Source organism: Candidatus Saccharibacteria bacterium oral taxon 488 (assembly GCA_010202115.1).
GTDB lineage: Bacteria > Patescibacteriota > Saccharimonadia > Saccharimonadales > Saccharimonadaceae > Nanosynbacter.
The window spans coordinates 649723-676145 of record CP047917.1 but is presented as its reverse complement, the minus strand read 5'-3'; the positions used below and the strand labels follow the sequence as shown (position 1 = coordinate 676145).

Sequence of the window (26423 nt, the reverse complement as noted above, 5' to 3'; positions counted from 1 at the left end):
AGTGTTGTATATAATACAATAACTACTATTACCACTCAAAATGAATGCAACATTTAGCAAGTATACTCGTCGCAATGTAGTGTCCACTAGCAGCGATTAACAAAACTGAAACCGGTAATGACAGAAGTGCATGAAAAGGAGCGATACCAAGTTGGTGGCAGCACCCGAGTATGACGCCAACGAGCGTGAGGTAAATAATAACAAACTTTGTACCGCTAACGCTCAGCCTATCGAGAATACGCTTAACATAGAAAAATGTGACACCGTAGCAGATTGCGATGAGGATAAAGAGAAAGAATAACAGAAAAATAGCAGACTGTCCGCTCGTTTTAATGAATAAGGTAGTGAGCTTGATAAGCACCCAAGCTATAGAGAGGGTCATTGTCAGGATAAGAGCAATACCCAACGAAGGTAGCTTTGGTAAGTTGGTTTGACGGCGACGATCATATTCGGCATTTAGTTCCCGACGCTCGTCATATGATAATCGTTTTGGATATACACTAGTGCGGGTTGCTTCAGGTGTTGCTTTCTTAGAAAAGATACTCATGCTCATAGTATAAACCCTATTTACAACAGTTTGCAAACCAGTTATAATTAGCCCATACGCCGTGGAGCCTTTTTCGGGGGCTTATCGCGTGAAAATATTATTAAAAAAGGAGAACTTCTACAAATGGCAGATGCATTTGACCGAAGCAAGCCGCACGTTAACGTGGGTACAATGGGCCACGTTGACCACGGTAAGACGACACTGACCGCCGCAATTACGGCAGTGCTCGCAAAGCGCCTTCCAAGCGCAGTCAACAAACCAATTGCGTACGACCAGATCGATAACGCACCAGAAGAGCGCCAGCGTGGTATTACTATCGCCAGCTCACACCAAGAATACGAGTCACCGAACCGTCACTACGCGCACGTTGATATGCCAGGCCACGCTGACTACGTCAAGAACATGATCACCGGTGCTGCCCAGGTTGATGGCGCGATCCTCGTGATTGCTGCAACCGACGGTCCGATGCCGCAAACCCGCGAGCACGTGCTGCTGGCAAAGCAGGTTGGCGTGCCAAAGATCGTTGTCTTCCTCAACAAGATGGACATGGCTGACGCAGATATGGTCGAGCTGATCGAAGAAGAAGTTCGTGAGCTGCTTGCCAAGAACGGCTTTGACGAGAATGCTCCAATTATCAAGGGTTCGGCTCTTAAGGCATTGGAGGGCGATGAGAAGTACGAAGACGCCATCATGGAGCTGGTTGATGCTATGGATAGCTATATCCCAGAGCCACCACGCGACATGGACAAGCCATTCATTATGCCAATTGAGGACGTCTTCTCGATCAAGGGTCGCGGTACTGTGGCAACTGGTCGTATCGAGCAGGGTGTTGTTAAGCTGAACGACGAGGTTGAAATCGTTGGTATCCGCCCAACTCAGAAATCAGTAGTCACTGGTATTGAGGCGTTTAAGAAGTCTCTGGATCAGGGTCAAGCAGGTGACAATGCCGGCGTTTTGCTACGCGGTATTGAGCGCAGCGATATTGAGCGCGGTCAGGTTTTGGCTAAGCCAGGTACGATTACACCACACACCGAGTTTGAAGCTGAGGTGTACATCCTGAAGAAGGAAGAAGGCGGTCGCCACACTCCATTCTCCAAGGGTTACAAGCCACAGTTCTACTTCCGCACCACTGACGTGACGGGTGAAGTTGAGCTGCCAGCTGACAAAGAAATGGTCATGCCAGGCGACACCGTAACCTTCAAGGTTAAGTTGCTCGCCCCAATCGCTATGGAGCAAGGTTTGAACTTTGCCATCCGCGAAGGTGGCCGTACCGTTGGTGCTGGTGTGGTGACAAAGATTAACAAATAGTCTTTACACTGCAACCCAAAAATCCCCCGGTTTCCGGGGGATTTTTTAATGATATATTACTATGAGTATCTTGACAAAACAACAAGATAGCGTTACAGTAGAGAAGTTATCGCAATAAAAATTAGGAGACAAACATGAATAAACAGAAGTTGGTGATCGTCGGTGCGGGTGGCATGGTCGGTGCGACGGCGGCGTACGCCTGTGCACTGCGGAGTGTAGTTGAGGAAATTGTGTTGATCGACCGCAACCCTGACTTGGCGTGGGGGCAGGCGGCTGATATCAATGACGCAATGGGAATTGATCGGTGTGTTGTGGTGCGGCCAGGCAGTTATGACGATATCAAGACTGATGATATCGTGGTTATCACCGCTGGTGCGCCGCAGCAGCCGGGGCAGACACGATTGGAGTTACTTGGCGTGAACGCTGAGATTATGCGTGGGACTATTAGGAATATTATGAAAAATGGTGCTCATCCATATATCATTGTAGTGTCGAATCCGGTCGATGCATTAACGTATGTGGCGCTGAAGGAATCGGGCTTGCCAAAGGGTCGGGTGTTTGGTACCGGAACGACGCTCGATACGTCGCGGCTTAAGTCGTATATCGCGGATCAGCTAGATGTACATAGTCGAGAGGTTGATGCCTATATTTTAGGGGAGCATGGTGATTCATCATTTGCGACAATTGAATCAGCGCAAGTCGGTGAGGTACCACTTGCTGATTATCCGGGATTTAAGCCAGCGATGGTCGACGGTATTGAGGAGAAAATTCGTCAGCGGGCATACCGGGTGATCGAGACCAAGCGGTCGACGTATTATGCAATTGGTTTCGTTATCTCCAAGATTGTCTCGGCACTACGCTCATCGTCGCGTTCAGTATATCCAGTTTGCTCACTGGTTGAGGGCGAGTATGGACTGCACGATGTAGTGCTTGGCCTACCGTCAACGATTTGTGCAGATGGTGTAAAAATCTTGACAGGGTATCCGCTTAATGAGCGCGAGCAGGCGGCGCTACGTCATTCGGCCGAGGTGGTAACGGAGGCAATTCGTAGTTTAGAGTAATGCTTGACGGAATAAATATTATATGTTACAGTATAGATTACTATGGAAGAGTTGTCGCACAAAAAAGCGCAAAAATTAAGAGTCGAAACACTTGGTGAGTATATCAATCCGCTAGCAGGTGATATTTACGAGACCGCCTTGAATTTGTTTCCGGCTCGGACACTAGAGGAGATGCAAATTGTTATTGATGAGAACAGTGGTGACTTTAGAGGTGGTGAGGGCGAAGCATTGGATGGTGAGAAAATTCCAATGATTGTCATCGGCACGAGGGAGATGCTGTCTAGTCCGAATCTTGTAGCACGGATGTCGTCTCGACTGGGTGTGCCGCGTGAGCGACTTGAGGATGCAGAAATAGGTCGTCAAATCGTCGGGTTGATAGCGTTTTGTCACGAGTTAGGGCACGTAATCCAGCTTGACAAAAAGGTAATGCAGGTTTTTGGTGAGATAGATAATACCATCGTACCTCTACCGGTGGACTATACTAGTGAGCAATACCAAGAATATGTCCGGTCTGACCACGAAGCTAATGCCGATTATATTGCAGCCTGTATTTTGGCGGCGAGCCAGTTAGGTGAAGCTATGGGTTATCGGCCACCGATTGAAGATGTCGCGCAGTGGCGCCAGTGGGTGGCAGCAAATCCGGTGGTTCTTGACTAGCCATACTTCAGGTACTGTGATATAATTGCCGGGCAGTATTAATTTACTCCGAGAACTCGGCCGTCCGCGAGGCATGGACGTGAGCAGAGGTTACGGAGTCGCACATAAAGGAGGAGCTATGGCTCAAGACACTGGTATCAAGATTCGTATTCGCCTGAAAGCGTACGACCATAAAGTCATCGACCAGTCAGCAAAACAAATTATCGATACGGCAATTCGCACCGGCGCGAGCGTAGCTGGCCCTGTGCCGCTGCCGACTCGTCGCAGCACCTACACGGTGGTAAAGAGCCCGCACGTCTACAAAATGGGCGGCGAGAGTTACGAGATGCGCACCCATAAGCGCCTTATTGACATTACCAATGCCACACCAAAAACGATTGATAGCCTGCAGAATCTGAGTTTACCGGCTGGTGTTGACGCTGAGATTCGGATGTAATTTCCCTAATCTTACAGCAGAATTTACCACGATCCCGCTTGATAAGCATAAGCGGGATTGTTTTTATGTAGAAAACGTAGTACGGTAGGAGTGTACTAAATAAATACCGTCTATGACGGTGGAGGGATGTATGGGAATACTAAAGAAAACAGTAACGGTGCTCGGACTGTCGGCGACGGTGTTTGGCTTGGTGTTGAGTGGTGCACCGGTTGCGAATGCTATCGAGAATGTCGCTGCTTTCAGTGATGCGATTGGCCTGAATAAGGATGGCTCGTTGTGGCTGTATCAGAATAACGCTATTCCAGGCTGGCCATTTAGCGGCGGTTCAACAAAGATCGGTCAGGGATTTGACGGGTACACAAACATTACATTCGCCGATATGGACGGTGATGGTCGTCCGGATATTGTTGCCTACCCAAAAAATCAAAAGGCTCAAGTGTTCCGCAATAATGGCTCCACGACGACACCATTTGCTGACAAGCCAGTCGCCAGCGATATTGACTATCAGGGTGATGCAGTGTTCGCCAAGCTGCACGGTAAAGACAGCCCGGCCTCACATGTTTATGTTGATAACAACGGTAACCTGATGGCAGGCAAAGTTTATCTACGCTACAAGAAGCTTGAAGGAGTGTATGATTTTGTGTCAGATGAGGCTCGTCAGATTGGTCATGGCTGGAAGAATTTTCGATCAATTGTCGCTGGTGACTTAAATGGGGATGGCTATGATGACATCGTCGCGGTACACCGGGACGGTACGATGTGGGCATATCTCAATCGTGGACGCGACAACAAGACAACAATGTTTGAGAGTGGTCGTCAAATCGGTCACGGCTGGAATGGATTTGATACGATTATGCTCGGTAATATGAATGCCGATAGCTTGGCGGATATTGTTGGCCGGACGAAAGATGGACGGTTGCTGCAATATACAAATAGCGGCAATATGAATTGGCCGTTTAGTAGTGGTTCAATAGAAGTTGGTCACGGTTGGAATGGATTTAAGTCGGTCCACCTGACAAATATGTGGTAATTTATTTCTCGTAACCTAAACTTAGGGCAGCCTCGCTTTGTGTGCGGGGCTGCTTTGCTATGGTGCGCCTGGTATGATATGATAAAAAAGCTTATGGCAAAACAAAAATCACGAACGTACGCTCGTAATCGCTCAAAGGCAAGTATCATTACCAACCGCAAAGGTCGGGAGCGGCTGTATGAAAATGACAGCATCTTTTTCGTAAAGTTGGTGGTGTGTGTCGTGCTGGCGGCATTGTGGTTGCGACTGAAGCAGCCGATTGAGCTGGGTGTGGTAGCGATCCAGGCGCTGCCGGTTGGACTGATTGTCGGCCTGCTTTTAGTGGTGTCGGTCGAGAAGTATCAATTTAATCGCAAGATTTGGTACGTGACGCTGATTTTAATGGCAATTGTGACATCATTTACGCCCGTAGGGATTATGATCTAGCCCGGGGTTATATTTAGCGAAAAACAGAGGCCGTAGAGTGCGATACCGGCCGCAACTGAGACATTAAATGACTCTTTAGCACCCCGCATGGGGATTTCGACAATGTGATCGCACCGCGCTAGAATGTCCGGCTCAATGCCATAGACCTCCTCGCCGAGGAGTAGGGCAAAGCGGGCTGGTGGCCGAAACATATTGAGCTCTGTACTCGACGCTGATTGCTCTAGGGCAATCACAGGTAAGCGTTCCCTGTTGGCATTCTCCGCCAACCACTGGCGAATATCAACTACGTAGCTAAAGGGCAGCATTGTTTCTGCGCCTAGCGCAGTCTTGTGAATCTGGGCGGTCAACCTTTCGGTAATGTGCGGCAGCCTTGGATCGATAGACCGGGGATCGGCTAATCGTAAATCGGGGTACGGCGTATAGCCGCTAAAGATAATTTGTCTGACGCCAAAGCCTTCGGCTGTTCTCATAATTGCACCGACATTGTACGTCGAGCGAATATTGTGCATGAGGAGGGTAATTTCTGGCATGATATCATTATAGCACTCGCCCAAGGATAAGCTTTTTGCTATAATAAGGTTGATGGATGAAGATCGAATTCAACAACAACGTCGCGATCAAGATGAAGACGCGACCCGGAAACGAGCGGCGATTTTAGGCCTGCAGTATCTGGATGCTCGCGAGTTTGAGCAGACAATTCCGCTGATTCGTGATATTTTGACGATTGAAGAGATGTATAACGGACACGTTGTGCCACTGGCGATAAACCCTGACGAGCAGTCATATCGATTTGGCATTACGTCACAGACACCACAATCATTAGTAGCGACGATGACTAATAACTACCGCGAGCAGGGTATTATTGCTAAGTTCTTTCTAATATCGGCCTCGGGCTTTAGGTCGTTAATGCTGCGATTTGATCCGCCAAAGAAAGTGATTTATGATAATATCGAAATCGCCAAAGAGGGCGATAGTGATACGCTTCAGCAGGTTAGTCAAACACTAGCAACTGTCGGGACAAATGACGTGTTTAATTATCTAATTGATCAGGCGGATCGGCTGAATGCTTCGGATATTCATATTGAGAATCAGCGCGACACCATTCGGGTGCGGATGCGCGTTGATGGCGCGCTGCACTCGGTGGCGGAGCTGGGCCGTGATCGTTATCGAGTTATCATGGCGGCGCTGGCATCGCGAGCAAATATTTCGACGGCGTCCAATGAGCCGCAGTCGGGGCACATGCAGCAAGAAATCCATCGTGACGGGGTATCACACCTCCTTAACCTCCGTGTCGAAGCAGTGCCAACCATGTATGGTCAAGATGTAGTGCTACGCTTATTTAATTTTGACACCTCGATGCTGAACCTAGACTTGCTCAGTATCGGTGCAGCTGAACGGGCGCAAATTGATGAGATCATTTCCCATCCGCGTGGCCTGGTGCTGTTAGTTGGGCCAACCGGTTCGGGTAAGTCAACGACTTTGTACAGCATTCTCAATGCGCTCAATACACCGGATCGTAAAGTGATTACACTGGAAGATCCAGTAGAAAATACCATTCCCGGTATTACGCAGATCCCAATTGATACGACGGCTGGCCAGCGGTTTGATGATGGACTGCGTAGTGTGCTGCGCCTCGACCCAGACGTGGTGATGGTTGGTGAGATTCGTGATCAGGAAACGGCCAAGACGGCAATTCAGGCGTCGATTACCGGACATCTGGTGCTGTCAAGCTTTCATGCTAACTCGACGTCAGCGGCATTTAGCCGAATTATTGATATGATTGGGCAGAATCCAATTTTTAGTTCAGCGGTGCGACTATTGATCGCTCAGCGGCTGGTGCGACGGCTACATGATGAGAGTAAGGAAGAGTATGAACCAGATGAGGCAACGCGCAGCTGGGTAAAGGAGGTCTTGCGGGATCTACCGTCACATGTTGATTGCCCTGATCTTGATACGTTCAAGCTGTGGCGACCCGTGGCAACCGACGAGGTGCCGTTTGGCTACAAGGGGCGTATCCCGGTGATGGAGCAATTGGTGGTGACTGAGGAAATTCAGAAGTTTCTACGTGGCGATATTGCTGATGTGCACACCGAGGCGATTGAGGCTACAGCCAAGAAACATGGCATGGTGACGCTGCTACAGGCGGGCGTGCTGGCGGCTTTGCGCGGCGAGACGACACTTGAGGAAGTTAATCGAGTGATCTAGTGGACATCAAAAAGCCACGCTAAGGCCATCACTCCGACGGTTTCCATTATGATTGTTAGCATATGCGAATAGGGTTATGTGATAACACGAGCGACGGTTGACGGCACTCGCTCATCAAATGGCGAAGGAATGACTTCATCGGCCGTTGGGTTTTCAACTAGTGCCGCCAGTGCTTTGGCTGCTGCGAGTTTGTGCTGGTCGGTGATTTTTTTCACACCATGATCGAGCGCCCCGCGGAAGATACCTGGGAAGGCCAGGGAATTATTAATTTGGTTTGGAAAATCGCTGCGGCCAGTAGCGATGACTGCTACGCCCGCCTCTCGGGCGACGTCTGGCATGATTTCTGGTACCGGGTTTGCCAGGGCAAAGATGATTGGATCCTCGGCCATTTTCTGTACCAATTCAGGTGTGAGCAGCCCAGCGCGCGACACACCAATAAACACGTCAGCATCGGTGATGGCGTCGTCAATGGAGCCGGATTGTGAAGCGTCGACGTATTCTAACAGTGCAGTTTTTTCCGCATTCAAATCAGTGCGAGACGCACCAACAATGCCGCGGCTATCTACTGCCATGATGTTCCTCGCGCCGTATAAGTGCAATAATTTGATGATGGCCGTACCGGCTGCGCCCGCGCCAATGACTACAAATTTACAGTCTGCCAAATTTCGTCTCGTCAATTTCGCGGCATTGATCAGCCCCGCCAACACCACTATCGCTGTACCATGTTGGTCGTCATGAAACACGGGGATGTCCAGCTCAGCCTTCAGGCGCTCTTCAATCTCAAAACATTTTGGTGCGGCGATGTCTTCCAGGTTAATCGCCCCAAAGCTCGGTGCGATTGCCTTGATCGTGGCAATAATTTCTTCTGGTTGGTGAACGTCCAGTACAACCGGCACAGCGTCGACATTAGCGAAATGCTTGAACAGCAGCGCCTTGCCTTCCATCACCGGCATGGCGGCTTTCGGTCCCAAATCGCCCAAGCCTAAAATCGCTGAGCCGTCAGAAATCACGCCGACTAGATTATTCGTCCAGGTGTACTTTGGCAAGTCTGCTGGGTTCTCGGCGATCGCTTGGCTAACTGCACCCACGCCTGGGCTGTAATAGGCGCTTAATTTATCGCGATCCAGCTCCTCTCGGTCACGCAAACTAGTGGTAATTTTACCCTTATATTTTTTGTGTAATTCAAGTGCTAGTGTATTGTAATCCATGCGGTCAATTATAGCGCAGTTTGGTGAAGTTTTCAGGAGTTGCTATCTTTGGGTAATTGTGCTAGAATTGATAACTAATTGTATCGGTGACATTAAATATCGAGTCTTTCAGTGTGGAGCTATAGGGATACAACTATATGGCCAGCTGTTAAGATCCCGAAACAGAGGAAAACAGTATGAGTTTTGAACTAATCAACAAAGTCAATCAAGCACAGAAAAAGCAAGCAGTTGTTGACGTCCGCAGCGGTGACACTGTTCGCGTCTACCAGAAGATTAAAGAAGGTAACAAAGAGCGTATCCAGATGTTTGAAGGTGTGGTTATTCGTACCGACAACAAACAGTCACACACCTCACGCATCACCGTTCGTAAAATTGCCTCAGGCGTTGGCGTGGAAAAATCATTCTTGCTGCACAGTCCGCTGATCGAGAAAGTGGAAATTGTTCGCCGCGCTAAGGTTCGCCGCAAGTTCCTCAGCTTCTTGCGTAAGCGCTCTGGTAAATCAGCTCGCTTGACTGCCAAAAACTTTGACCGCGTAGCTGTCAACAACGTGCACGACGCCAAGGCTGAAGCAGAAGCTGAACGCTTGAAAGAGGAGGCCGCACAGGCTGCCGCTGCCAAACAAGCTGAAAAAGACGCTGCTCAGGCAGAACTTGACGCTAAGGCTGCCGAGGTCGCAGCTCGCCACAAAGAAGCGTAATTAGTTTTGAGACACATAGGCCGCTCTCTCTGGGGGCGGTTTTCTCATGGTATAATGCCAATATGTCGATCTTTCACTATATCTCTGTGTTTGTTCCCGTGGCTTTGGCGTGTGCAGTGCCATATGTGTTGCGCCGCCATGGCTTCACCGACGAAAAGAAGTATCGCTGGTTGTTATACCTTGCCTGTGTGTTGTTCTTCATCTCGTGGTATTTGCCGTCGCCGCTCATTGAGGGGCGAGACACCAGTTTTACGACGCATTTCGTGGGCGGCGGGTTGTTTACGGGACTAGTGTGGGTATATTTGGTGCTGGCGACACGCTGGCGGGCGCACTGGTTGGTGATGGCGTTCTCGGTGTTTGCGTTGGTGTCGGCGCTGGGCTGTATCAATGAACTGGCGGAATTATTTATGGTCAAGGTTGGTTTGGCGCACATCACGTTAGACGATACCAATTGGGATATTTTGGCAAATACATTGGGCACGGCGGCGGTGTGGCTTGGTTGGGTGGTCGTAAGATTAGCGGCAAAAAAGGGCCAGCACGCGCATGATTCTCGGCATTGATGAAGTTGGACGCGGGCCATGGGCGGGGCCGCTGGTGGTCGGTGCGGTGATTTTGGGCGGTGCCGAGATTGAGGGTTTGGATGATAGTAAAAAGTTGACTAAAAAACGCCGCGAGACGCTGGACGAGGTAATTCGTGAGCAGGCGGCTGCCTGGGCGCTGGGCTGGGTGAGTGCCAGGGAATTGGACGACGTTGGCATGAGCCAGGCGCTGCGACTGGCAACGCGGCGGGCGGTCAAGCAAATTCAGGCGCAATGCAAAGAGAATAATGTGGCATTTGATGAAATTATCATTGACGGGACGGTCAATTTTCTGGCGAATACGGCGCTGGAGCGATACGTGACGGTGATGACAAAAGCCGATGATTTGATCCCCAGCGTGTCGGCGGCATCGATTATCGCCAAAGTAGCGCGCGACCAGGTTATGGCCGAGCAAGACGTGGTCTATCCAGGGTATGGCTTCGCGTCAAATGCTGGCTATGGCGTGGCCAAGCACCGTACAGCAATTGAGCGGTTGGGCGTGACGCCGCTGCATCGGCTGAGTTTTGCGCCGCTACAGAAGTATGTGGGTAGCATGAATTCACAGAATCTGCACCAGAAAAAGTCAAGTGCTCTACCGAATGAGTCGCCTGTCGGATATCCTCAGAAAATAATTCGGGACCCACGTAAAGTTGCCCAAATTTTTTCCGAGGATATCACTCCAGTCGATTTTGTAGGCACCGAAGATGTTATGCAAATCGATGTACCAAATACCGCTCCAGAAACGGAAAAATTAGCAACAACTCGCCAAATTGGGGATAGGGGTGAACAGGCCGCCGCAGATTGGCTGACGACTGATGGTCATGAGATTATTGCCCGCAACTGGCGGACGCGGTACTGTGAAATCGATATTGTTAGCATGAAAGATGATGTGCTGTATTTCACCGAAGTCAAATATCGCAAGAATTCCAGATATGGTGATGGCTTGGCGGCGATTACCAACAAAAAACAGCGACAAATGCGCTTTGCAGCTGAGCTATTTATGATAAAACACCCGCAACACGAGGGGCGTGATATGCGGATGTTAGCTATAGCTGTCGACAGGGATTACAACGCCGAATGCCTAGTGGTGTAGGGTATAAATTTGGCGATGTGTCGTTAGTTAGGGTCTCGGTTGATTACTGCACTTTCGATAGAACAGTCTTCTATGGTGGCTTCAAATATATTGTTACCGGCTGGCGTGTCGATAACGCGTGTTTTGAAGCCTGTGTCGCCTCGTGAGCAAAGGGCGGTTATCTCAAGAGTATGTGGAAATAGCTCACCCCTTGGCGTAGGATTACTGCTTGGTTCATTTATACCAGTAACTATGACATTGCCGCCGCCGGGGCAACCAACAGTAACTACTCCGAGCCTTGGCTCTCTAGTTATATTATATTCGTAAGTTTCAGCACTCTCAATCTGCGGTACTGCTAACGAATCGTGGCCGCAAGCCACGGAGACAGTCTTGTGTTCGGTGGTTCTCTTCCCTGAGCAGCCTACGACTCCAAATGCGGCTGTGCCAGCCATTAAAGCCCAAGCCACGGCCTTTTGCCCCAGCCTACGCGCGGTGTCAGCTATTTGGTGTAGTGTATCTCTCCGGTCTCCCTGGCTACCAATAGTGTTGTGATTTCCCGTAGAATCTCCTTAAATTGAGTTAATTTATTACCTCAAACACGTGCCAACTCCACTCAGTGTGACTAAATGTTTATCCGTGATTGTACCACTTGATATTACATAAGTCAATAGTAAAAGCGTATAACTCACATTACTTATTAAGCGCATCAATAACCGCGGCCTGATCCCGCTCAATCAGTGCTACTCTGCCAGCGATTTCGCGGATGCCCAGATCAATGGTGCGGGTCAGGGCTGGTTCGGCGCGCAGCGGCGTGGTAAATTCGGTGAAATCGTTTAACTCATCGCGGGTCAACAGAGCGCTGGCGGCGTAGCGGATAAAAGTATCGTAGCTTTTATCGCCGCCAAAGGTATCTTTCACCCACGACCAATTTTCTTTCAGCCAATTCCAAGCAATTTGCCGGTTTTCCCGCGTACGGATCAGATAAATAAACCAGCGGCTGGCATCTTGTGGACGTATGATAGTAGTATCCTTGATCGCTGTTAAAATTTGCTCGGTAGTTGCTGGATTCTTCGTCGAGGTCAAGCTTAGTGCGATATCAACCTGCAGGTCGGCTGACGGCGTATTCTGATATATCGTAAAAAGCTTGTCAATCATTTCTGGCGTCTCAAACTGTCTGACATTGGCGTTGATGATCAGCGGGCGAATTTCGGCCGGTAAATCATCTGGGTCGGTTTCGTCAAAGCGTCGTTTGGCCTCCGTGAGCGCTACTGAATCCTCACCATATAACATCAAACCCAGCGCTGCCGTGCGCCGCTCGCGATCATCATCAGACTCGCCGCTCCGTTCATCCCAGCCAAGTTCCATGAAGGTATCGTGGGCAAATTCAGCAGAAATCTGCTTTAGCCGAGCACGTCCTGCTTCGTTATCGTCAACAAATTTCCGTAATTCCGCCAGCGCACCGGCCGCCATACTAAAAACCTTCTCATTGGTCTCGTGCTGAAAAACGCGTGCCAGCGGTAGCAGCGCCGCCGAACTTTCTCGTCCAGCCCGTGTTAGCAGCGTCATGTCTTGCAGTAAGCAAATTTTATCTAATGTCGGTAATTCTGCCGCCTTTTCGATCAATCGGTCTCGCATTACTGAGTCGTAATGCGTTACGAAATGTCCGTTCAGTCCGCAGTTCAGTCGAACGTCGCTATTTATCGTAAATGTTTTCTCGCGCTCGGCCAGAATATCATCAAGCGGCTGATTGGCGAACAGCGGAATCGGCCACAGGACGTCGGACGGCTGATGATCACCGATGAAAAAGCGTTCCTGGCGCAGGGTGGCGGTAGGTTGTCTATCAGAACTATCTTGCTCGACCTGTACAATCGGCAAACCTGGCTGCGAAATCCAAGTGTTCATCAAGTCAACAATCGGCTGTTCGCTGGCGGTTTCTAGCTCCTGCCATAAATCATTACCAACAGTGTTTTGGTAAGCAAATTTTTCAAAATATGACTTCAGCCCTGCACGAAACGCCTCCTCGCCGATCAGCCGCCGTACCATCACCAGTAGACGCCCGCCCTTTGCATAGACAATTGCTGGGTCAAACAACGTGCTGATCTCATCTGGGTGATTAACATCGGCCTGCACTGGCTGGACGCCGTCCAAGCTGTCGCGCCGCAGTGCCGCCGTAACTTCGCTTGTCGCAAAATCCTCCCACATCCGCCACTCAGGGTGTAGCGCGTCGACCGCCACGTATTCCATCATGTTAGCGAAACTTTCGTTCAGCCACAGGTCATTCCACCACTGCATGGTCACTAAGTTGCCAAACCACTGGTGGCTGAGTTCGTGAGCGATGACGGTGGCGATAAAGCGTTTGGACGATTCCGGCGTTAATTTCGGGTCAGCCAGCAGGCAGCTTTCGCGGTAGGTGATGAGTCCCCAGTTTTCCATGGCGCCCGACGAGAAATCTGGCAGCGCCACATGGTCAGACTTTGGCAGCGGATATGGCACGCCAAAATACTTATCATAAAAATCAATTGAGCGAGTGGCGATATCCAGCGCAAAATCTAGGGTCTCCTCGCTCTGAGCTGGTGTGGCCCAGACATTTACCTCGACGCCAGAACTAGTGCGGGCAGTTTTCTTGTGTAGTTCGCCGACAACGAAAGCCAGTAAGTAGCTGCCCATCCGTGGTGTGGTGGCGAAGGTGGTTGTTAGCACGCCGTCGTCTTTAGAAGATTTGGCGACGGGCATGTTGCCTAGGACGGTTAGTTCCGGAGCAGTCACAAGCGTGACGTCATAGGTGGCTTTGGCAGCTGGCTCATCAACACACGGAAAGACTTCGCGGGCATGGTGCGATTCAAATTGGGTGGCAAACAATTGCTTTTTCACGCCGTCGTGGGTAAAGTAGCACGGATACAGTCCATGCATGGCGTCGGTGATAGTGCCAGAAAACTCAACACGAACGGTGCGCTGGCCGCTGGATAAATCTGGGCGCGATAGGCGCAGATCATCAAATTCATCATGGGAAAACTCAGCTGGCTGATCGTCAATTAATGCTGAATGAATGGTCAAGTCTTTGGTGTGTAGCGAAATTAATTCATTAGTTGACTCGCCAGAAATGATTACCGTGCCAGAAAACACTTTTTCTTCAGCGTGCGTCAGATCGAGAGTTAATGTGTAATGATGTGGTATAAAGGTGTCGAGTAGGCGTGGAACTGTTTTCATACTTTCATTATAATATAGATTATGGCAACGGGGAAAATAAGGCGTCGGCAAATCATGGTACTGCTTGTCATGGCGGTGGTGGGTGCAGTAGTGTGGGCGGTGCAACTGCAGCAGCCGCGGGTCGCGCCGACTTCGCCGTCTATGCAGCAGCAATTGTTTGGTGATTCAAACGCTCAAGCGGAGTTAGCTAAACTAGAGGTTAAAGGTCGCGCACCTAAAACGGGCTACAGCCGCAAACAATTTAGTGATGGTTGGGGTAAAATGAGTGGCTGCTCGGTGCGTGAAGTAATTTTGGCGCGGGATCTAACGGAAACAAAAATTGACGATAAATGTCGCGTGCTGGCCGGGACACTACGTGACCCGTATACCGGCCGAACGATCAAGTTTCAGCGCGGGCCAGAGACCTCGTCGAAAGTACAAATCGATCACGTGGTGGCGTTGAGTGATGCGTGGCAGAAAGGTGCACAGCAACTACCACGTGAGGAACGAGAAAAATTGGCAAACGATCCGCTGAATTTGTTGGCCGCTGATGGTCCGGCCAACCAAGCCAAAGGCGATGGCGACGCCGCAACCTGGCTGCCTCCTAACAAACCGTTTCGCTGTCAGTACATTGAACGACAGGTAGCGATCAAGCGTAAATATCGTCTGTGGGTAACAAATGCAGAAAAAGAGGCGATGGGCAAGGTGTTGGCCAGCTGCGGCTCGACGTGATGAGTTGAGCTTCCAAGGACTTGATTAGTTGCAAATATCGCCCAAACCGCTTATACTAAACCCATGAAGATTTATCTTGGCTCAGATCATCGAGGGTTTGCATTGAAAGAAAAAGTATTTGCGTATTTGGCAAAGAATGGTTACGTGGTCGAAGATGTCGGTGGTCGTGAGCTTAATCCTGATGACGACTTTCCGCAGTTTGCGGCAGCGGCAGCGCTGCGAGTGATTGGTGATGGCGAGGATGAGCCACGGGCAATTTTAATTTGCGGCGGCGGTCAGGGCATGTGCATGGCGGCGAATCGTTTCAAGGGGATCCGCGCCAGTGTGATTTGGGATGCACATGAAGCGAGGATGACACGGCGTGACAATAATTCGAATGTACTATGTCTGCCGGCTAGGGTTCTCGAGGATAACGAAGTTGCCTGGAAGGGCATTGTTGAAACGTGGCTCAATACTGCATACGCGGATGCCCCGCGGTATAATCGGCGCAATACGCAACTGGATGAGATCGTATGAGTAGTGTTATCGCCCCGGCAATTTTGGCAGAAAATGCCCAGCAATACAAAGAGCAAGTCGATAGAATTACTGGCTTTGCTGAGCGGGTGCATATTGACTTAACTGACGGTGAGTTTGCGCCAACCTTTACGGTCAGCATCCCAGAATTATGGGCACCAGAAGGTTGGACGATTGATATTCACGCCATGGTGAACAAACTAGATGAGTATGTACCGAAGTTAATCGCACTGAGGCCGCATTTGATTATTATTCATGCCGAGGCCGAAGGCGACGTGTTGGGGGCACTCAAAGAAATTAAGCGCTCGGGTATTATGGCTGGGCTAGCACTGCTCAAGCCAACAGTGCCGCAAACCGTCGAAGAGCTTATCAAAGAGGCAGAGCATGTCCTGATTTTCAGCGGTGAGCTAGGTAAGTTTGGCGGAACAGCCAGCCTGATGCAGCTGGAAAAAATTCGGCTCGTCAAGATGATTAATCCGAATGTTGAAATTGGTTGGGATGGTGGTGTGATGGTTGACAATGCTTATAGCCTTGTTCAGGGCGGCGTGAACGTCCTGAACGTTGGCGGGACAATCCAAAAAGCAACTGATCCACCAGCAATGTTCGCTAAACTCCAGCAGGAAATTAGCAAGACGGGTGTGCTCGGGTAGTTTGCTATGAGCGAACTCACGATTGGCCGGCTAGAAGAGAGGGCGCGAGAACTACGACAGCTGGTTATTCGTCAAGTAGCAGCCGCCGGCAGCGGTCATGTGGCGGGACCGCTGGGGTTTGCTGATGTGATGGCGGTGTTGTATTTTCAGATGCTTAGATTGCGGCCAGAAGAGCCGGATTGGTCTGATCGCGATCTGTTCGTCATGAGTAACGGCCATTATGCGCCACTGCTATACGCAGCGATGGCGATGCGCGGATTTTTATCGGAATCAGAGTTAATGAGTTTGCGGCAGTTGGGCTCGCGGCTACAAGGGCATCCGGAGCGAGTGAAATTACCAGGGCTAGAGACGACGAGCGGGCCGCTTGGCTGCGGTCTCAGTCAGGCTGCTGGCATGGCATATCATTTGCAGTATTTACAGAATTCGGAACGCTTCATATATTGTAGTTTAGGTGACGGTGAACTTAATGAAGGCAATATTTGGGAGGCGGCGATGTTTGCAGCCAAGTATAAATTAGGCCGGCTAATCACTATCGTTGATCGTAATACTATTCAAATTGGCGGCGATACAGAAAAAGTCATGCCGCTGAATGATTTGGGTGAGAAGTGGCGCAGTTTCGGTTGGCAGGTGCAGGAAATCGACGGGCATGACGTGGCGCGAATTATCGCGGCAATTGAAGCAGCACAGGCAGTACGCGAGCAACCGAGCGTGATTATCGCGCATACGGTACCTGGGCGCGGCGTTGATTTTATGGAGGGTGATTATCGGTGGCACGGCAAGGCGCCAAATGCTGAGCAGGCCGCCGCAGCTCTGGCGCAATTAGATCTATCAGCTAAGAAACGGCCAGAAGAGGGGATGGGCGTATGAGCGTATTGCGGGACGATTGGCGCATGGGGAATACCGCGTCGATGCGGCTCGGTTTTGGCCATGGGTTAGTTCACGCGGCATTGAACAATTCCCAAATTGTGGCCTTAAGCGCTGACCTGGCAGAAAGTGTTGGCTTTGGCGAGTTTGCTGAGCAAATCGGTGCACCGCGGTTTATTGAGGTTGGTGTGGCAGAGCAAAATTTGGTAACAGTAGCGTCAGGGTTAGCAGCGATGGGTAATATCCCGTTTGCGGCCAGTTATGCGGCGTTCAGCCCGGGGCGGAATTGGGAGCAAATTCGGACGACGATTTGCCTGAATGATCAGCCGGTCAAGCTGGTCGGTTCACATGCCGGGCTGAGTGTTGGTGCGGATGGTGCGACGCACCAGATGTTAGAGGACATCGCGCTGATGCGGAGTTTACCAAACATGGTAGTCTTGGCACCGGGCGATGCCTACGAGGCCGAAATGATGGCAGCAGTGATGGCAGCTGATCCGCGGCCAAACTACGTGCGATTGCCGCGAGCTGACATACCGCTGTTTTTGGATGGCGAAGCGCCGATTGGCCAGGCGTCTGTACTGCGGCAGGGTACCGATGTGGCGTTACTCGGTACTGGCACGATGACGTATCAACTGCTCATGGCGGCAGAACAATTGGCGTACGCCGGCGTTCAGGCAGAAGTCGTGCATTTTAACACTATCAAGCCGCTGGACGAAGCAGCGGTCATTGCTGCCGCCCAAAAGTGCGGCCGTGTGGTGACAGCAGAAGAAGGGCAAATCGCCGGCGGATTTGGCAGTGCGGTGGCGGAAGTACTTAGTGAAAAATTGCCAGTCAAAATAAAGCGCATCGGCGTCCGCGACCAGTTCGGCGAAAGCGGCTCGGTAGCTGAATTATGGCAAAAGCATGGACTAGATGTCGAAGCAGTTGTCCGGCACGTAAAAGATAACCTGTCATTTATTTAGGCTTGCGCAGACGCCAGGGAATTTCTCGAGCGTCCACAGCTATACAGGAAATTGTCACGAGTGTCGCGATCTCCCATGCTGCTGCATAGGTAAAAATACCAAGTTCCCTCATCAGGATTGACCCCATGATGAACCAAAAGATAAGGCCAGCATTTTGACGAAAGCCGTACAAAAATAAATCGTAAAACCCCTTCGCCTCTTTTCATTTTCCGTCACCGCTGCTATAATAACCATAAGTAATATGGAGGATAAAGCGAGGTTATGGGACTGACAATTTCTGACATTCGGCGCAATACCACGCATGCACGCCATTTGATGCAGCGGACACGGGCGCAGCACTTTGCGGTCGGTGCGTTTAATATTGATAATCAAGAAACGCTGATCGCGGTGGCGCGAGCGGCGCAGAAGCTCCAATCACCGGTGCTGGTGGAAGTGTCGGATGCCGAGGTCAAGGCTATGGGTCTGGAAAATGTGCGCGATCTGGTGGATAATTATAAGGCTGAATACGGCATTGAGATGTATTTGAACTTGGATCACGGGCCGACAGTGGAGGGCTGTAAACGGGCGATTGACGCGGGTTATGAGTTTGTGCATATCGATATTTCCCAGGCAAATCACGATGCTTCGGACGAGGAGATTATTGCCAAAACCCGTGAGGTTGTCGAGTACGCCAAGTTCACCGGCGCGCTGGTGGAAGCTGAGCCGCATTATTTTTGGGGTTCGTCAAACGTCCATACCGAGGCGATTGACTATGAAGAAATTAAGAAAACTTTCTCTACGCCAGAGGGCGCGCGTGATTTCGTAGAGGCAACGGGAATTGACACCTTTGCGGCGGCGATTGGTAATTTGCACGGGTTGTATCCGGTGCCGAAAGTGTTGGATTTGGAATTATTAGGACGCATCCGCGAGGCGCTGCACTGTCAGATTTCGCTTCATGGCGGATCAGGCACGCCGCTGCATTATTTTAAGGATGCGGCGAAAATTGGTGTTTCTAAGATTAATATCAATTCCGATATGCGTTACGCTTTCCGCACGACGCTGGAAAAGACCTTGCGTGAAAATCCGAACGAATACGCCATCGTCAAACTGATGCCACCGGTATATGCTGCTGTTCAGGAAGTAGTTGAGGCGAAAATTCAAGCCTTTGGCTCAGCCGGAAAGGCAGTGGTGTAGTGGCAAAAATTATTACTGTTGGTGCTGGTGTGCAAGATGTTTTTTTAAGTCAGTCGGACGCATTGAAACCGGTGTGTGAGAGCCCAGAACGTTGTTTTGCTAAGTTAGAACTTGGTGCCAAGGCAGACGTCAACCAGATCCATTTTTCGACGGGTGGTGGTGCGACGAATGCCGCCGTGACCTTTGCCAGGCAGGGCCACGAAGTGATGTTTTTGGGCGTTGTCGGCCGTGATCCGGCTGGCCAGGCGGTGTTGGATGATCTGGACGTCGAGAATGTTGATACACGATATGTTCGATTTTCCCAGAAGTATAATACGGGCTACTCGGTGTTGCTATTGGCACCAAACGGTGAACGGACAATCTTGACGTATCGCGGTGCATCAACGCATTATCACGCGGCTGATTTTACCGTGGCGGATATTGAGGCCGATTGGCTATATGTGTCGACGCTGGCAGGTCAGATGACGGTCTTGGATAAGGTGTTCCGTGAGGCGCGAGCAGCTGGTATGAAAATTTGCTTTAATCCAGGCAAGCGAGAGCTAGCACAGCGCGAGAAGTTAATGGGACTGCTGGATGATGTGGAGGTATTGGCGCTGAATAAAGAAGAGATGCAACAGTTAGTGCCGGGTGATGATCTGGAACAGCTGGTGCGGCGAGCGAAAGATCTCGTGCCGGTGGTGTTGCTGACAGACGGCGTGAATGGCTCGATGGTATCTGATGGCGTAACGATTGTCAGAGCGGCGATGTACGAGGATGTGCCGGCAATTGATCGGACTGGTGCAGGTGATGCATTTGCCAGTGGCTTTTTGAGTCAGTGGGCTCATGGCGCCCAGCTGAAGGACGCAGTAGTATTTGCCAGCGCAAATTCAAGCTCGGTCGTCAATCATATCGGTGCTAAAACCGGTATCTTACATCAAGGCGCACGACTACATGCCATGCCACTAAGCGAAAAGGAGTTTTAATGTCAAGAAACTTAACAAAATTATTGGGTGATTCAGTGCGGACACGAGTTGCCGTGAGCGAGCTCAGACGAATGGCCGGCGATGATAGCGATGTGAGGTTGATTACTGAGATTTTAGCTCGGGCTCATTCAATTATCCGTGCACTGGGGCTTGATCCGGCGGACACGACGGGTAGAGAAGTGTATCAGGCGCTAATGGCTGCTGCGCCGCGGCTTGATCAGACGGCCTGGGCGAGAGCCAGCGACTGGGTGATGATGGATTTTGACGGGCAGGTTATCTCGTTTCATCCAGTGGATATCGTCGAAAATTATCATCATCAGTTACCGTACGGCCAGCACTGTATCGAATCTGGTAAGCGCGGGCTTGGCTATGAAATAACTCGTCGTTTTTCAGCTCATCCACGCACGCACACGCCGACTGTTGAGCGTGTCGTCTGCGAGGGCGGGATTTGCTATGTTGCCTCGGCTGTCAGTGAGCCAGTCAAGTCAGCGTCGCCGTTCCAGCTACCGGTAGCTAACGCTAAACCAAAACGTCGCAAGTCAGCTGCCGTGCCCGTAAAATCTAAAAAATCTGCTAGCAAAAAACCTCATAAAAAGTCCCAGCAAAACGCAAATACCCTGAAGAAATCCCAAAAAGTCTGAATTGACACAATAGGTGATCAGCAATAGGTCTTATTTGCTTGTACCAGTTCAATAATCTCATCAACACTATCGGTGATAGTATAAATATCCAGGTCTTTTTCGACGATAGCCCCCTCGGCCAGCATATGGTTGCGGAAAAAGGCGTCCAAATCGCTCCAAAACGCTGTATCAAATAAGATCACCGGTGCACGGTTGGCTTTTTCAGTCTGGATCAGTGTCAATATTTCCGCTAGCTCATCCAACGTACCGAAGCCGCCTGGAAAATAAATATAGGCATTAGCAAACATAGTCATGACGATCTTTCGCGGCGCAAAGTGCTGAAACTCAAACACCTCGGTGGCGTATTTATTGACCTCCTGTTCGTGCGGTAGGCGAATATTAAAAGCGATCGACTCACCGCCAACAGCCCGCGCACCCTCTTGGACAGCCTTGTTGGCGCCTTCATTGGCAGCGCCCATAATGCCGTGTCCGCCGCCGGAAACGATGGCGTAGCCAAGTTTAGCTAGCCGCTCAGCTGTTTCTTTCGCGGCATGGTAATAAGTGCTGTTCGGGTCGGTGCGTGCTGAACCAAATATCGTTACTGTTTTCTGATATTTCCGAAGAATCTCGTAGCCGCTCTGGATTTCGTCTTCCATCTTGCCGAGGCGGAACATCGCAGCCTGTAGCTGCACGTCGCGCGGAATACATGTATGTTGTGAAGTCATGAGGTGTCCTTTTTGTTTTTATCACTGATAACTGGTTAACTATATCATGAAAAGTTGCTATTTGTCAACAGTGGTACAATAGTAATGATATGAGCGTCTTTAACCTCGTCTCTAACTATCAGCCGACCGGCGACCAGCCAACGGCGATTGCTCAGCTGGTGGACGGTTTGGAGCGGGGCGAACGTGAGCAGACTCTATTGGGCGTGACGGGGTCGGGTAAGACCTTTACCATGGCGAATATCATCGCTCGAGCCAATGTGCCGACGCTGGTGCTGGCGCATAACAAGACCTTGGCGGCACAGTTGTTTTCTGAGTTCAAGGAATTTTTTCCGGACAACGAAGTGCATTATTTTGTCAGCTATTTTGATTATTATCAGCCGGAGGCCTACATTGCCTCGAGCGACACCTACATTGAGAAAGATTCGAAGATTAATGATGAAATCGATCGACTGCGGCATGCGGCGACGTCGGCACTGCTGACGCGGCGCGATGTTATCATTGTGGCCAGTGTATCCTGTATTTACGGCATCGGTTCGCCGGAGACGTATGCTGATATGGCCATTCAATTGACGGTTGGTGAGCGGCGGGTTCAGGACAAGTTTATTCGCCTGCTAACTGATATTCAGTATAAGCGCAACGACGTTGATTTTGTGCGCGGCACTTTCAGGGTGCGCGGCGATGTGGTGGATATTTTCCCAGCCGGACAGGACACGGCGGTGCGGGTGGAGTTTTTTGGCGATGAAGTCGAGAGACTAACACGAATCGATCCGCTGACTGGCGAGATTTTGGAGCAGCCAGCTAGCCTGACGATTTTCCCATCTAGCCACTATTCGACGCCGCGTGAACGAATTGAAAAGGCCATCATCGGCATCGAAAAAGAATTTGACGAGCGGCTGAAATGGTTTGAATCGCACGATAAGTTACTGGAGGCGCAGCGCCTAGCTCAACGCACCAAATATGACCTGGAGATGCTCAAAGAAACTGGCTTTGTCAAAGGCATTGAGAATTATTCGCGCTATCTGACGGATCGTGAACCGGGCGAGCAGCCAGCAACCTTGATTGATTATTTCCCGGATGATTGGCTGCTGCTGGTCGATGAGTCGCATATGACCTTGCCGCAAGTCCGCGGCATGTATAACGGCGACCGGGCGCGCAAGGAAGTGTTGGTGGAGCATGGGTTTCGTTTGCCGAGTGCGCTGGATAACCGCCCGCTGAGGTTTGATGAGTTTGATCAGCATATTCACCAGGCAATTTATGTTTCCGCTACGCCGGGCGACTATGAAATTGCTCATTCTCCAAAGCCGGCCGAGCAGCTGATTCGACCAACGGGGCTGCTTGATCCGCCGATTGAGGTGCGGCCGACTAAGGGGCAGGTTGATGATTTGATGGAGGAGATTCGCCAAACCATCGCCAATGGTCACCGTGTATTGGTGACCACCTTGACCAAGCACATGGCCGAGGACTTAAGCGCCTATCTGACCGACAATGGTGTGAAAACGGCGTATCTACACAGTGAAATTGACACACTGGAACGCGGTGATATTCTCAAAGATCTGCGGCTGGGAACCTACGATGTATTAGTCGGTATCAATCTGCTGCGCGAGGGGTTGGATCTACCGGAAGTCAGCCTGGTGGCGATTATGGACGCCGATAAAGAAGGTTTCTTGCGTAGTGAACAGGCACTGATTCAGACGATTGGCCGGGCGGCGCGGCACGTGGACGGGCGGGTGCTGATGTATGGCGATAACGTAACTGACAGCATGCGCCGAGCGATTGATGAGACCAATCGTCGGCGGCACATTCAGCAGCAATATAACGAAGCGCACGGCATCACGCCGCAAACCATCCAGAAGAAGATTGACGATGGCCTGCGCTCCATCATCCCACAAAAAGAATCGGACAAAAAGCCGAAGCTTGATTTGAAGAAGATTCCAAAGGACGAATATCCAACGCTGGTCAAGGAGCTGACTGGTCAAATGGAACTCCATAGTGCTAATCTGGAGTTTGAAAAAGCCGCTCAGCTGCGCGATTTGATTGCAGAAATTCGCCAGACCATGTAGAATGAGGTTAGCATAAGCGGAGGTAATAATTATGACACAAAAGAAAACAGCATCAACACCAGAGATGGTGCAGCCGGTACAGGACGCGGGCGCTCCACCAGTTCCACAATATGCTCCACAACCGACAGCGTACTATCCCCAGGCTGCTACTGATCCGGGTCGCGGTAAGGCAAAATGGCTGACATTTGAGTATTTACTAGCAATGGTATCGACGGTCGTATCGGCGGTATTGTTTGCGCAAGTACTGGGGTCGTTGTTTACTGCTTGGGCAAAGGTTAATGGTGCAGCGACAACGACGATAACTTCGATTGGCGGTTGGCTGGCCGATATATTATCGATAAACATGGTAACGCCGGGAACGGGTATAGTGATGGCGGGTGTGTTGGCAACACTGTTTGCAATCGTTGCGCTCATCACATTTGGTCGCGTCTCACGGGCTATTCCAGATCGTGACAGCTACACCAGTAGTACGGCGTATAAAGTAGTAACATATGGTGCATTTGGTGCTTTGGTAATTCCAGCAATTGTGCTGACGGCAAAGTTAGTAACAGTCCTCATCAGCTCGCTACTATTTGTCGGCGCTGGTGACGCTGGTACAGTGTATGGCGCGCTGTATCTCGGTGAGTTTGTACCATATCTCCTAGGGCTAGGGGTAATCGGTGCGACGCTGTGGATGCTTAAGGGGATTATCTCTGGCCGCAACACATCTAAGACGATGTCTCTGATCCTGTTGGGCGCAACAGGGGTGGTGCTGATTGCTGGAGCTATCACAGTGGCCGTTCAGGTGCACGATACTGGGTCCACATACACTAAAACCAATGTACAGCGCAATATCCGTTCGACGATGTGCGATAAATACGGAGTCGGATGTGACTAATAAGACATCTGGGTGGGATAAGGACGGTGGGTTTGTGTTGCCGACCGTCCTTGTGGCGAGCATTATGCTGTTGCTGATTTTGTTGGCTGGTCTCCAACTGGCGTCAGCGGCAGCTAATGCCTTGATGGAGCAGTATTATAATCAGCTGGCACGTGAAGCGGCTGAGGCCGGCGTGGTGCGGATGAATGAATGTATCAGTCGTGGCCATGACAGTGCCATTGCCTCGGGTGTGCGTCCAGGTACTGATTGCCGCGGCAACGGTACAGCGATTGACGTATTTCGTAATGACAAATTACGTTCGTATTTTATTGGTGAATACACCTCAACAACTAATCCGCGGCGTGCTGATGTCAAGGGCTACCTTGAGTTGATCCGAAAATCTGATGGCCGCCCGTATAAGACCTATATTTACAATTCACGCCAGCAAGCTATCCCGGAAGTTGATTTTAAGGGAACGCGCGCCAGTAAGCGCTGGTGGTGTATCGGCGGGTCAGTCTGTCTCGATTTCGGTGTGGGCGGGTCAAATAAACCGACTCCACACCCTCATCCAACACACTCAAGTGGCCCATCCCATGAGGGTCTAACGACGATTTCCGATCGTAATGGTAATTTGAAATTCTACTCTGACGGACTTCGTATCTGGAACTCGGCACGGAATATTATGCAGGTTGATAGCTCGGCTCCCGATGGCAATCCAACATGTGACGATGGTCAAACAGCATACTATAGTGAATCACCACAGGGATTATGCGGTTCGCGTACTGGTACGCAGGCGGTGGTTGCTTTCCCGATCAATAAGGAAGAGTCTAAATATCTCGTAGTATCAAACTCGGCAAATGGTCGTGAGCGGGCAAAATTCGGCACGCTATACTACCACGTCGTTGATTTTACCAATGATCCACTCGGACGAGTGACGAAAAAGAACATGTCTATTGGCATGGCGGGCAGTTTTTCGCGCAACTATTCTGGCGAGGCGATGAATGCCGTGCCGAATAATGCGGGAAATGGTGCGGTGGTGTATACCTATCGGCCGGGTTCACCGAATCAAGTCTATGCCTTCAATATTTTCTCGACTGACAACGGAGCAACTATTCAGACGCCAAATGCAGCAGTGTATAATGTACCGTCTGGCCCGGCTCAGCCGTGTATCGTGCAACCAAATCCATCAAGCCCTTCACGAACGGGATTCGGCTCGATTAACTTTAACAACGAGGCTACCAAAATGTTAGTGTTTATGGGTGGTAGTGCCTGTCCAAATCGTAATGGTAACGCTGGAGTATTACACGTATTTGATATATCTGGGGCTGATACCAATATGACACCAATAGCTCACTGGTCAGTTGGCGTGCATAACAACAACCCACTTGACAGTAGCTTAGGATATGCTGCTGATTTCTCGCCAAATGGTGACCACGTCTACGTCTCGAAGTTGTATATTGGTGAATTATTCCGCTATGATATAACAAGTCGTAATAGTAGCACTATTAAAGCGAGCGAGCGATTCATCGGCTTCACTAGCTGTGAGCATTTCAGGGACTGTGCGGTTGCCGACTCTCTACCAAACTCGTCAGTGCCGAATCAACCTAGCTGGATGGGTCCTGGCTTTGGTGGCGATGGCGGCGGACAAGTTTTACGTGGCCCGGATGGTCGAGTATATGTGGCAGATCGTGGTGCCAACAAGATTAGTTATATTGAACGACCAGACGCACCAAATGCGGCAACCGATGCAGCAACGGCGGCAGCTATCGGCTGGAACCGCGGTGGGTTATCGCTTGGTTCTGGGATCAGTAGATATGGCCTACCACAGATGGTGACGCTCCATTCGCCGCGACTGCTAAGTTATTAGATTTTCCTCGAGACAGTGCTATAATAG

26 protein-coding genes are annotated in these 26423 nt (G+C 50.4%); 21 read left to right on the top strand and 5 right to left on the bottom strand.

Annotation, left to right across the window (positions count from 1 at the left end; translation table 11 throughout):
• Positions 1–28: 28 nt before the first annotated feature.
• On the bottom strand, positions 29–547 hold the full coding sequence (locus GWK74_03650) for a hypothetical protein (protein ID QHU90592.1): 519 nt from the start codon (positions 545–547) through the stop codon (positions 29–31).
• A gap of 123 nt (positions 548–670) precedes the next feature.
• On the opposite strand from GWK74_03650, the gene tuf reads away from it, so the two are divergent.
• The 6 genes from tuf to GWK74_03620 all read left to right on the top strand — a co-directional run bounded on the left by tuf (position 671) and on the right by GWK74_03620 (position 5465).
• On the top strand, positions 671–1855 hold the full coding sequence (gene tuf, locus GWK74_03645; protein QHU90591.1) for an elongation factor Tu: 1185 nt from the start codon (positions 671–673) through the stop codon (positions 1853–1855).
• A 134-nt stretch (positions 1856–1989) separates the two neighbouring features.
• Positions 1990–2916 carry an L-lactate dehydrogenase gene (locus tag GWK74_03640; GenBank protein ID QHU90590.1) on the top strand — a complete coding sequence of 309 codons (927 nt, stop codon included), beginning with the start codon at positions 1990–1992 and terminating at the stop codon, positions 2914–2916.
• 42 nt (positions 2917–2958) lie between these two features.
• Positions 2959–3573, top strand: a complete 615-nt coding sequence (locus GWK74_03635) for a hypothetical protein (protein QHU90589.1) — start codon at positions 2959–2961, stop codon at positions 3571–3573.
• 118 nt (positions 3574–3691) lie between these two features.
• Positions 3692–4009: a 30S ribosomal protein S10 gene (rpsJ, locus tag GWK74_03630; protein QHU90588.1), complete on the top strand. Its 318-nt coding sequence runs from the start codon at positions 3692–3694 to the stop codon at positions 4007–4009.
• Positions 4010–4139: 130 nt separating this feature from the next.
• Positions 4140–5039, top strand: a complete 900-nt coding sequence (locus GWK74_03625; protein QHU90587.1) for a hypothetical protein — start codon at positions 4140–4142, stop codon at positions 5037–5039.
• Positions 5040–5132: 93 nt separating this feature from the next.
• Positions 5133–5465: a hypothetical protein gene (locus GWK74_03620; protein ID QHU90586.1), complete on the top strand. Its 333-nt coding sequence runs from the start codon at positions 5133–5135 to the stop codon at positions 5463–5465.
• Here GWK74_03620 and GWK74_03615 read toward each other — a convergent pair.
• Positions 5462–5995, bottom strand: coding sequence for a TrmH family RNA methyltransferase (locus GWK74_03615; protein ID QHU90585.1), 534 nt, complete (start codon positions 5993–5995; stop codon positions 5462–5464). The genes GWK74_03620 and GWK74_03615 overlap by 4 nt on opposite strands.
• Positions 5996–6047: 52 nt before the next feature.
• Here GWK74_03615 and GWK74_03610 point away from each other — a divergent pair, with 52 nt between their 5' ends.
• Positions 6048–7670 (top strand): hypothetical protein, encoded by a 1623-nt coding sequence (locus GWK74_03610; GenBank protein ID QHU90584.1) that lies wholly within the window; start codon positions 6048–6050, stop codon positions 7668–7670.
• Between the two features lie 74 nt (positions 7671–7744).
• On the opposite strand, the gene GWK74_03605 is transcribed toward GWK74_03610, so the two are convergent.
• Positions 7745–8878: an NAD-dependent malic enzyme gene (locus tag GWK74_03605; protein ID QHU90583.1), complete on the bottom strand. Its 1134-nt coding sequence runs from the start codon at positions 8876–8878 to the stop codon at positions 7745–7747.
• A gap of 176 nt (positions 8879–9054) precedes the next feature.
• Between GWK74_03605 and rplS the strand changes: the two genes are divergently transcribed.
• From rplS to GWK74_03590, 3 genes are all read left to right on the top strand, one after another.
• Positions 9055–9576, top strand: coding sequence for a 50S ribosomal protein L19 (rplS, locus tag GWK74_03600; protein QHU90582.1), 522 nt, complete (start codon positions 9055–9057; stop codon positions 9574–9576).
• Between the two features lie 62 nt (positions 9577–9638).
• A complete protein-coding gene (locus tag GWK74_03595; protein ID QHU90581.1) occupies positions 9639–10136 on the top strand; it encodes a hypothetical protein in 498 nt (165 codons plus the stop codon).
• Complete coding sequence (locus GWK74_03590; protein ID QHU90580.1) at positions 10120–11247, top strand: ribonuclease HII; 1128 nt, start codon at positions 10120–10122, stop codon at positions 11245–11247. Before GWK74_03595 ends, GWK74_03590 begins: the two co-directional genes overlap by 17 nt.
• Positions 11248–11916: 669 nt before the next feature.
• Here the strand turns inward: GWK74_03590 and GWK74_03585 are convergent.
• Positions 11917–14433 carry an aminopeptidase gene (locus GWK74_03585; protein ID QHU90579.1) on the bottom strand — a complete coding sequence of 839 codons (2517 nt, stop codon included), beginning with the start codon at positions 14431–14433 and terminating at the stop codon, positions 11917–11919.
• Between the two features lie 21 nt (positions 14434–14454).
• On the opposite strand from GWK74_03585, the gene GWK74_03580 reads away from it, so the two are divergent.
• The 8 genes from GWK74_03580 to GWK74_03545 all read left to right on the top strand — a co-directional run bounded on the left by GWK74_03580 (position 14455) and on the right by GWK74_03545 (position 20909).
• On the top strand, positions 14455–15144 hold the full coding sequence (locus GWK74_03580) for a DUF1524 domain-containing protein (protein ID QHU90578.1): 690 nt from the start codon (positions 14455–14457) through the stop codon (positions 15142–15144).
• A gap of 63 nt (positions 15145–15207) precedes the next feature.
• Positions 15208–15660: an RpiB/LacA/LacB family sugar-phosphate isomerase gene (locus tag GWK74_03575; protein ID QHU90577.1), complete on the top strand. Its 453-nt coding sequence runs from the start codon at positions 15208–15210 to the stop codon at positions 15658–15660.
• Entirely contained in the window at positions 15657–16307 is a 651-nt protein-coding gene (locus GWK74_03570; GenBank protein QHU90576.1) for a hypothetical protein, read from the top strand. The genes GWK74_03575 and GWK74_03570 overlap by 4 nt, the downstream gene beginning before the upstream one ends.
• Positions 16308–16313: 6 nt before the next feature.
• Positions 16314–17174 carry a transketolase gene (locus tag GWK74_03565; protein ID QHU90575.1) on the top strand — a complete coding sequence of 287 codons (861 nt, stop codon included), beginning with the start codon at positions 16314–16316 and terminating at the stop codon, positions 17172–17174.
• Positions 17171–18133 (top strand): transketolase family protein, encoded by a 963-nt coding sequence (locus GWK74_03560; protein ID QHU90574.1) that lies wholly within the window; start codon positions 17171–17173, stop codon positions 18131–18133. The genes GWK74_03565 and GWK74_03560 overlap by 4 nt, the downstream gene beginning before the upstream one ends.
• Positions 18134–18394: 261 nt before the next feature.
• Positions 18395–19306 carry a class II fructose-bisphosphate aldolase gene (locus GWK74_03555; GenBank protein ID QHU90573.1) on the top strand — a complete coding sequence of 304 codons (912 nt, stop codon included), beginning with the start codon at positions 18395–18397 and terminating at the stop codon, positions 19304–19306.
• A complete protein-coding gene (locus GWK74_03550; protein QHU90572.1) occupies positions 19306–20268 on the top strand; it encodes a hypothetical protein in 963 nt (320 codons plus the stop codon). Before GWK74_03555 ends, GWK74_03550 begins: the two co-directional genes overlap by 1 nt.
• Positions 20268–20909, top strand: coding sequence for a hypothetical protein (locus GWK74_03545; GenBank protein QHU90571.1), 642 nt, complete (start codon positions 20268–20270; stop codon positions 20907–20909). The genes GWK74_03550 and GWK74_03545 overlap by 1 nt, the downstream gene beginning before the upstream one ends.
• A 17-nt stretch (positions 20910–20926) precedes the next feature.
• On the opposite strand, the gene GWK74_03540 is transcribed toward GWK74_03545, so the two are convergent.
• On the bottom strand, positions 20927–21613 hold the full coding sequence (locus GWK74_03540) for a TIGR00730 family Rossman fold protein (GenBank protein ID QHU90570.1): 687 nt from the start codon (positions 21611–21613) through the stop codon (positions 20927–20929).
• An 89-nt stretch (positions 21614–21702) separates the two neighbouring features.
• On the opposite strand from GWK74_03540, the gene uvrB reads away from it, so the two are divergent.
• The 3 genes from uvrB to GWK74_03525 are packed head-to-tail and all read left to right on the top strand — an operon-like array spanning position 21703 to position 26396.
• Positions 21703–23673, top strand: a complete 1971-nt coding sequence (uvrB, locus tag GWK74_03535; protein QHU90569.1) for an excinuclease ABC subunit UvrB — start codon at positions 21703–21705, stop codon at positions 23671–23673.
• Positions 23674–23704: 31 nt separating this feature from the next.
• On the top strand, positions 23705–24550 hold the full coding sequence (locus GWK74_03530; protein QHU90568.1) for a hypothetical protein: 846 nt from the start codon (positions 23705–23707) through the stop codon (positions 24548–24550).
• Positions 24543–26396 carry a hypothetical protein gene (locus GWK74_03525; protein QHU90567.1) on the top strand — a complete coding sequence of 618 codons (1854 nt, stop codon included), beginning with the start codon at positions 24543–24545 and terminating at the stop codon, positions 26394–26396. The genes GWK74_03530 and GWK74_03525 overlap by 8 nt, the downstream gene beginning before the upstream one ends.
• Positions 26397–26423 lie beyond the last annotated feature (27 nt).